The following is a 6654-nucleotide window of genomic DNA, read 5'->3' on the forward strand; positions in this document are numbered from 1 at the left end:
ATATGCAACAATCCCATTTTGATTGCTGTAGGATACGCATCGTTGGTAGATTGTGAAAGATTGATGTGATCGTTTGGCGAACAGAATTCGTATTCACCTTTATTTTTTCCTAATTTTTCTAAAACCCGGTTGGCAATAACTTCGTTGGCGTTCATATTAATCGAAGTTCCTGCCCCACCCTGAATCATATCTACCGGAAATTCGTTATGCAGTTGTCCATTAATCAACTCATCACACGTTTCTGCAATTTTAAAGTATAAATCCTGATCTAAAAGACCTAATTCATAATTGGTTTTGGCAGCCGCTTTTTTTACGTAAGCCAAACCTTTGATAAATTCCGGATATGATGATAAAAGCTGTCCTGAAATTTTAAAATTATCTATTGCCCGCTGAGTCTGCACTCCATAGTAAGCGTTTATTGGTACGTTTAATTCACCGAGTAGATCACTTTCTTTTCTGAAATTTTCCATTAAATATTATTTAATAGTTTAATTATTGTATTTAAAAAACGCACCCTGAAGATGCGCTTTAAAATTTATTTTGCTGGATATTTTTGATTTAAAGCCTGAAGAATTGCCCATGTTTCGGCATCCATGATCCCGTCATAGTTTTGAGGTCTGAAGTGATACTGCAATGCTTCGATTGTTTTTTTGGTAGCATCATCCCATTTTCCGTTAGGAAAAATTTCGTAGCCAAACTTCTGCAATGCAGTCTGCACCAAAAAGATGAACGGCGCATCATTATATCTCGTTGAAACATCATTTTGTGCCTCAGTAAGAAGGTTTTGCTTTGTAGCTTCGTCATACCACATTCCGATCTGATATTCGTCATACAATTTTTTCCATGGAAATTGCGGACCAGGATCTTGCTTTCTTGTTGGGGCAATATCCGAATGAGCCAAAACATTGGTTGCAGGAATCTGATATCTCGTTACAATATCTTTTGCCAAAGCCGCCACTTTTTTGATCTGATCATCGCTAAACGGCTGAAATGTTTTCACACCGCTTGCATCTGCAGTATAACCCATATTTACAATCTCAATTCCAATTGAAGTATCGTTTAAGTTTTTATCTGCGCGCCACGCACTTACTCCTGCGTGATAAGAACGTTTGTTTTCGTCAACCAATTGATAGATTTCATTATCTCCTAAATTATTAACCAGATAATGTGCGCTAACTCCTTGTTGAGTAAGAACCGTCACAGATTTGTCGTCCGATAAAACGGTGTAATGAAGAATAAGATATTTTTGTCTGAAATTTTGTGCAATAGCCGGGAAATATGTTTTTACCACCTTATATCCTGCAGGTTTTGCCGAAACAATAGATCCGTAGCTTGCTGTGTTGTCATTTTTGGTTGCGTCTGCAATATTTGCAGTGAAAAATTCTACACCGCTTTCTTTTTTAATTTGGGGTTTAATTTTTTCCGGAGTAACAGGTTTAGTTGCAGTTTTTGGCTGTGTGACAGGTGTTTTGGGACGGTAGGTGTTTTTTTTAATATTTTTTTGTGAGGTACACGAAAAAACGAAAACACTTAAGCCGATGATATATAATGTTTTACGCATTAGTTTACTTTTTTAATCGTTTATCAGTGTAAAAATACACAATTTTTTTCTGAATTTTATTTGGTAAATAAAGAAATCTATTCTATATTTGCACTCGCAATAACAGAACAACGATCATTAAAAAATAAAGAATAAAGGAGGGTTGCCAGAGTGGTTAATGGAGCAGTTTGCTAAACTGTCGACGCGAAAGTGTCGCAAGGGTTCGAATCCCTTACCCTCCGCTTTTTCTTTTTATTAAATAATATTTTCGGGGCGTAGCGTAGTCCGGTCATCGCGCCTGGTTTGGGACCAGGAGGTCGCAGGTTCGAATCCTGCCGCCCCGACTGTTTTCGATAATTTTCTCAAAATTACAAATGGGTGCGTAGCTCAGCTGGATAGAGCATCTGCCTTCTAAGCAGACGGTCAAAGGTTCGAATCCTTTCGCGCTCACACAAAACTCACAATTTTTATTGTGAGTTTTTTTTGTTTGCATTAATTCCATGTGTTTTGTGATACACAATTTATCCTAAATCTTTAAATCATGGAAAAGTAAATCAAAATTCTTAAATTAATTAAGAATCCAACTGGATAGAGAGCATCCCGATTAATCGGAATGGTCAAAGGTTCGAAATCGAAGATTCGGCAAAGCCATTTCTTTTGCGCTCACTTAAAACTCACCATTTTATTGTGAGTTTTTTTGTTTCTAAAATTAATTATATTTTTCAGATTCAATTTACTGTGATGAATATTTGCACTAATAATATTCACTTTTCATTTCGTCAAATTTAGATTTTTTCTCAAAGAAATTCTTATTAAATATATTTTTTAAAATTTGGGCATTCCAATTTTAATTTTAAAACCTAAATTAAAATTTCTTAACTCCATATAAAATTGCAAACACAGGAATTTATAAGCATTTAAAAGAATAAAATTGATTTTATTTTTCATTTTTTAGATCTATCTAAAACAATGATTATTAGTAAAGTAAAATTAACCAAACAGTAAACAGCAAAAATTCATTTAAAATTATTTTAAATTTTATTTTGATTTACAGAAAAATATTCTATCTTTGCACCCACAAAAAACAAGGTAATTCTTGTTAAAAAAGATGACCTTTAATCGGGGCGTAGCGTAGTCCGGTCATCGCGCCTGGTTTGGGACCAGGAGGTCGCAGGTTCGAATCCTGCCGCCCCGACTGTTTTCGATAATTTTTTCAAAATTATTCAATAGGATAATTCAGCGATAGAGCATTCCGACTCTCGGAACGGTCAAAGCTGAATACAATTGCTTAAAGCTTTAGTAATTTTCAAAAATTACAAATGGGTGCGTAGCTCAGCTGGATAGAGCATCTGCCTTCTAAGCAGACGGTCAAAGGTTCGAATCCTTTCGCGCTCACTTAAAACTCACAATTTTTATTGTGAGTTTTTTTGTTTTATATCCAATAAATATCATTTAAAACCCAGAGGTCCATAATTGATTATTCAAAGTAAATCTTCCAATTATAAAGTCTTTCTGATGATCTATAAATCCTTTTTTTACTTTAAGATTATCAACAACTTTATTAGCTGTGTTCTCATCTAAAAATACTCCAATTATTCTTTCATCATCTAAGAATGTATGAATTGTATAAATGTGACTCACTTGAAAAACATGAGTTAATTTCAACTCTTTTATTGATTTAAGATTTTCATCTACAACATCTTCTTTTGGTAAATAATCTCTTCCGACTTCTCCTATTATATTTTCAAAACCATTTTCCCAATGAATCTTACCAAGTATGTATTTTTTAAAAACCACTATAAATATACAGTGGCTTTATAGTTTATAATTAAAATTATTTCTGTCGATAAGAATCGCCGTTCCAAAGATAGGTTTTTGATGCGTTATTCTTCTTTTCTCGATCTTTTTCATCTTTTTCCATCTCTTCCATTCTAAAAATAAAAGCATTGGGAATTCCGCCTTTATCGTTCGGAAAAACAAATGTCTCGCTGTGATAATAAACATCTGCATCTCCCACGTTCATTAATTGAGGAAGCGTAATCATTTTTTTATCTTTCACCAAAACATACTGATCGTAACTCGCAATTCCGCAGGCTTCTCCTGAAACCATAGCTTTTAAAGTGAACTCTACGTTTTTCAGCTTATGATTGCTCTCAATAGTAAAAGTTGCGTAGCTCAGACTTTCGCCAGAACCGGTATCAAAAGAAACTTCATCAATCAAAGTATTTCTTTCAAGCATTTTGATGGCTGCAATATTTTGCTGAATAGTTCCGTCAAAGTCAGGATTTTTCTTATTGATAGTTTTCGTTAGACCGAAAAGAAAATCATATCCGTTTTTAGATCTGTAACCTACACAAAGATTCCCGCCCCAAACATAGCCTTCAAAAGTTTTATCGCCTTTCTGATATGATATTTTATACCAATTGGCTCTTCTTTCTCCCAATTTTAGGATGGTTTCATCTTTTTTAAGAACCAAAACCGGCTGATTCGTTTGTAAGGAATCCAGAATTTGAGCATTAACATTTGGTGACTGCCTGATTCTCGTAAAGTCGGTAAAAATTTTCTGCGTTTTATTTTCTTCAAACTGAAAAACTCCGTTTGCATACTCATAATCTTCTTCCTGTGCAGAAAAAAACTGAATGAGGCATAAAAATAAAACGGAGATGAATGGTTTCATTTTGATTAGGTTAAGGTTGAGGTTGAGGCTAAAAAATTATGGCTTTATTTTTCAAGCAATAAACTTACCCATTCTTCACGCTGCAATTTCTTTTTCAGTTCTAAATTATTTTCTTTACAAACTTCCAGAATATCATCTACATCGAAGAAGCACAATCCTGAAAGCAATAATTTTCCGCCTTCATTCAATACAGAAACGTATGTCGGGATGTCTGAAATCAAAATATTTCTGTTGATATTTGCCAAAATTATATCGTAATTTTCTYTTCCCAAATTATCTGCAGTTCCCTGTTCGATATCCAATTCAACATTATTTCTTTCTGCATTTTCTTTCGAATTTTCAACCGACCATTCGTCAATATCGATGGCTTTTGTATCTCCGGCTCCGATCTGTTTTGCATAAATTGCCAAAACTGAAGTTCCGCAACCCATATCTAAAACTTTTTTGTCCTTAAAATCGATATCCATCATTTGCTGGATCATCAGATGCGTTGTAGGATGATGCCCTGTTCCAAAAGACATTTTTGGCTGAATGATGATTTCGTGCATTCCTTCCACAGATTCATGAAATTCTGCCCTGATCAAAACTTTATCGTCAATGTTGATTGGTTCAAAATTCTTTTCCCATTCTTCATTCCAGTTGATATTGGGCATTTCGATGAAAGTGTATTCTATTTTTACTTCGTTATTTTGGAAAAGCGGTAAAGCTTTTAGATCTTCTTCGTTGAAAAGATCTTTCTGAATATATCCTAAAATACCATGAATTTCTTCTGTAAAACTGTCGAAACCTATCTCGATAAGTTCTGCCATTAATATTTCGTTCCAAGGCTGAAGTGGAGAAATCCTGAAATCGAATTCTAAATAATTTTGCATATGAATAATTTGTTGCAAAAATAATTATTAAAAATTGAAAGATTAAAGATTTTAAAAGATTTAGAGCCTGTTTAAAAATTAATAAATATGAATTTCATAATTGGTTTTTCGCAAAGGCGCAAAATTGTTCAACGATACGCTTTAAGGCGCAAGGATTTTATCTTCGATAAAATTGATCATCAGCATTATAAAAGAAAATCTTTGATTTTCTCTTTGCGTCTTAAAAATAGAGAACTATTATCAAATCTTGCGTCTTTGCGCTTTCCAATAAATTTAAACAGGCTCCTAAATATTTAGATTTTTTGAAACAGTTGCTCTTTGTTTTTTAAAGCAAACTGCATAATGTTTTTTTGAAATTATTGAAAATATTTTTCGTGCGTAAAGGTGCTTTGTCCAGCAAAGATGATCAATTAATTTGTCATTTTGACGAAGTACTTTTTTAGATTGCTTCATCGCTTCGCTCTTCGCAATGACAGGCTTTACATAAAAAAGCGGGAAAAGCCCCGCTCAATTGTTATTATATTAAAGTATCGTGATATTTTTAATATTGATGTTATTAACTACCCCGTCTTTTTGTTTCACAAAAATCCACCCCTTCAGATAAGGGGAATTTTAGCATTTCTAATACTAATTTCTAACATCTAGTTTTTAGCTTCTATTAAGGATTTGTAGAGAAAATAGAACCGTTTGCGATCAAAGCGCGTCTGTTCATTTTCAAAATATCTCTTACCCATTCTGCAAAATCTTCAGGCTGAAGAACTTTATCAGGATTTCCGTCTGTTAAACCGCCTTGAATAGACATATCAGAAGCAATTGTACTCGGCGTTAAAGTAACCACACGAATGTTTTGCTTTCTCCATTCTGCCATCATTGACTGAGATAAAGAAACGACTGCTGCTTTTGATGCCGCATAAGCCGACATGTTTGGTCCGCCTTTTAAACCTGCTGTTGAAGCCACATTTATAATATCGCCTTCACCTTTTTCTTTTAAATACGGATAAACAGCTTTTGCTGCATAATAAACTCCAAAAAGATTGGTTTTGATCACCTGTTCCCAAGTTTCGGAAGGCATTTCTTCGATAGAACCGAAATCACCGATTCCTGCGTTGTTAATCAGAATATCTACTCCGCCCAATTGCTCTGCGATCGATTCTATTCCTGCTTTCACATGAATTTCATTATCTATGCTAAAAACTGCATATGCAGCATTCACACCTACTTTTCGGATTTCGTCAACTGTCATTTTAAGGTTTTCTTCGTTTCTTCCTGTGATCCCTACATTTACTCCTTCATGGGCAAGAATTAAAGCAACTGCTTTTCCAAGACCTCTTCCACCACCTGTAATAATGGCGTTTTTTCCCTTTAGATTCATTGTTTAAATTTTAATGGTGCAAATTTACGAAAGCATTTTTTTAAACATTTGTTTATATTTTTGATTTAATGAAAATTAATCATCATTAAATTCTATCTGATCTTTTTAAAAATGTAAATTCAAAATTATGTTTACGAAGTTTTTTTAATTTAATCTAAAAACATTTTGTTTGTAAAGGCGTTCTACCCAGCAA

At 33.8% G+C, this 6654-nt stretch carries 6 protein-coding genes and 5 tRNA genes; 5 read left to right on the top strand and 6 right to left on the bottom strand.

The window, feature by feature from the left end; genetic code table 11:
- Together AB4Y90_RS14025 and AB4Y90_RS14030 are read right to left on the bottom strand one after the other, a co-directional pair.
- Positions 1 to 470 (bottom strand): lyase family protein (locus AB4Y90_RS14025; protein WP_441558175.1); only part of this gene is annotated, 470 nt, incomplete at its 3' end.
- A gap of 65 nt (positions 471 to 535) precedes the next feature.
- Positions 536 to 1561 carry an N-acetylmuramoyl-L-alanine amidase gene (locus AB4Y90_RS14030; RefSeq protein WP_441558176.1) on the bottom strand — a complete coding sequence of 342 codons (1026 nt, stop codon included), beginning with the start codon at positions 1559 to 1561 and terminating at the stop codon, positions 536 to 538.
- A gap of 136 nt (positions 1562 to 1697) precedes the next feature.
- Here AB4Y90_RS14030 and AB4Y90_RS14035 point away from each other — a divergent pair.
- The 5 genes from AB4Y90_RS14035 to AB4Y90_RS14055 all read left to right on the top strand — a co-directional run bounded on the left by AB4Y90_RS14035 (position 1698) and on the right by AB4Y90_RS14055 (position 2935).
- Positions 1698 to 1782 (top strand) — tRNA-Ser (locus AB4Y90_RS14035).
- Positions 1783 to 1809: 27 nt separating this feature from the next.
- Positions 1810 to 1884: transfer RNA gene (locus tag AB4Y90_RS14040), tRNA-Pro, on the top strand.
- A gap of 32 nt (positions 1885 to 1916) precedes the next feature.
- Positions 1917 to 1990 (top strand) — tRNA-Arg (locus tag AB4Y90_RS14045).
- Between the two features lie 670 nt (positions 1991 to 2660).
- Positions 2661 to 2735, top strand: a tRNA-Pro gene (locus AB4Y90_RS14050).
- Between the two features lie 126 nt (positions 2736 to 2861).
- Positions 2862 to 2935, top strand: a tRNA-Arg gene (locus AB4Y90_RS14055).
- A 57-nt stretch (positions 2936 to 2992) separates the two neighbouring features.
- Here the strand turns inward: AB4Y90_RS14055 and AB4Y90_RS14060 are convergent.
- The 4 genes from AB4Y90_RS14060 to AB4Y90_RS14075 all read right to left on the bottom strand — a co-directional run bounded on the left by AB4Y90_RS14060 (position 2993) and on the right by AB4Y90_RS14075 (position 6461).
- Entirely contained in the window at positions 2993 to 3337 is a 345-nt protein-coding gene (locus AB4Y90_RS14060) for a hypothetical protein (protein WP_441558177.1), read from the bottom strand.
- A 37-nt stretch (positions 3338 to 3374) separates the two neighbouring features.
- Complete coding sequence (locus AB4Y90_RS14065; RefSeq protein ID WP_441558178.1) at positions 3375 to 4217, bottom strand: SH3 domain-containing protein; 843 nt, start codon at positions 4215 to 4217, stop codon at positions 3375 to 3377.
- 44 nt (positions 4218 to 4261) lie between these two features.
- Positions 4262 to 5089: a 50S ribosomal protein L11 methyltransferase gene (gene prmA / locus AB4Y90_RS14070; protein WP_441558179.1), complete on the bottom strand. Its 828-nt coding sequence runs from the start codon at positions 5087 to 5089 to the stop codon at positions 4262 to 4264.
- A gap of 658 nt (positions 5090 to 5747) precedes the next feature.
- The gene (locus AB4Y90_RS14075; RefSeq protein WP_441558180.1) at positions 5748 to 6461 is read right to left on the bottom strand and encodes a 3-ketoacyl-ACP reductase; all 714 of its coding nucleotides are present in this window, start codon (positions 6459 to 6461) and stop codon (positions 5748 to 5750) included.
- Positions 6462 to 6654 lie beyond the last annotated feature (193 nt).

The organism is Chryseobacterium sp. 2TAF14, assembly GCF_052115105.1.
Lineage (GTDB): Bacteria > Bacteroidota > Bacteroidia > Flavobacteriales > Weeksellaceae > Chryseobacterium.